Source organism: Gracilibacillus boraciitolerans JCM 21714 (genome assembly GCF_000521485.1).
In the GTDB taxonomy this organism is placed as follows: domain Bacteria; phylum Bacillota; class Bacilli; order Bacillales; family Amphibacillaceae; genus Gracilibacillus; species Gracilibacillus boraciitolerans.
Genome location: NZ_BAVS01000084.1, coordinates 1 through 778, shown reverse-complemented (window position 1 = coordinate 778; position 778 = coordinate 1). Strand labels below are relative to the sequence as shown.

The window sequence follows — 778 nt, the reverse complement described above, 5'->3', positions numbered from 1 at the left end:
CAAATTTTAAAAGAGCACTTTCTTGGATTTTGGGAATTGAATGCTAGATCTTTTCCAGAGACTTATCGGGCTGATATCAAAGAAGCTGTAGAAAAAACAATGCGCTGTGGTTCAATGGATCTCGGATATGCGCGATATGAATGTCTAGGATGTGATGGCGATGTGTCGCAAGATTTGTTTGTTTTACATGTAAAAGTAGATTCTGCCACCGATGTGGAAAAAAATACACAGATGACTGGGCAGAAAAACAACAGGAAATGATTTTCGATGTTCCGCATCGTCATATGGTATTCACCATTCCGCAGGAATTACGAAACGTATTCTATGAAGATCGCAAAAAACTAAATGAATTAAGTAAGCTCGTGGCGGAAGTTTTTCAATATCATTATACGAAGCGAAGTAAAAAGAGAGGTATGCGAGCTGGTATTATCACGGTGATTCATACATTTGGAAGAGACTTAAAGTTTAATCCTCATATCCATGCCTTAGTAACAGAAGGCGCATTAGACAATCAAAATGAGTGGGTCGCTAGTGGTTATATTCCGTATGATTATTTACGGAAATCTTGGCAGAAAGTCGTTTTAGATCTGATGAAAAAATGGTTTCCACATGACAAAAAAATGATGGAACTGGTAAATGAACTGTATCACCGTTATCCTCATGGCTTTTATGTGAATGCGGAAAAGAAAATAAAAAACGCCAAGGGTGTAACGAAGTATATAGGAAGATATTTAGCGAGACCAGCCATAGCTGAATATCGAATAGAATCTTATGATGG

Annotated in this window: 2 pseudogenes; both read left to right on the top strand. The window is 37.5% G+C overall.

The features are described 5' to 3' along the window. Nucleotides 1-261, top strand: a pseudogene (locus JCM21714_RS24965) (transposase zinc-binding domain-containing protein); the annotation flags it as partial. Next, nucleotides 231-778, top strand: a pseudogene (locus JCM21714_RS17795) (IS91 family transposase); the annotation flags it as partial. The pseudogenes JCM21714_RS24965 and JCM21714_RS17795, both read left to right, overlap by 31 nt.